This window comes from Nitrosospira sp. NpAV (genome assembly GCF_000832065.1).
GTDB lineage: Bacteria > Pseudomonadota > Gammaproteobacteria > Burkholderiales > Nitrosomonadaceae > Nitrosospira.
Genome location: NZ_JXQM01000128.1, coordinates 1 through 300 on the forward strand (window position 1 = coordinate 1; position 300 = coordinate 300).

Annotated in this window: 1 protein-coding gene; it reads right to left on the bottom strand. The window is 55.0% G+C overall.

Features of this window, described 5'->3' with window-relative positions:
• On the bottom strand, window positions 1-300 hold a 300-nt coding region (locus SQ11_RS15590), incomplete at both ends, for a glycosyltransferase (protein WP_041515123.1).

The following is a 300-nucleotide window of genomic DNA, read 5'->3' on the forward strand; positions in this document are numbered from 1 at the left end:
GGCTTCTCAGCAGGGATATCCGCCAGTTTTCCCAGCAGACTTGCAACCGCCCCGCTACGCTGCGCATCCGTTTCACAAGGAGACACCACCGCCGGAATCAGCTCAGCCACCATTTGTGCACGGCGCACCTGGTCATCCGCTAACTTATCATTCGGCACCAACAACGCCGGAATACCCGACTGCACCACTTCACAACAACTGTTATAACCCGTCGCCCCGACAAAAACATCAAAAGCACGCAGATAGCGTGCAAGCGGATATACAGAAACCGGTTTTACCACGGGAGGCAGTTCAACATCG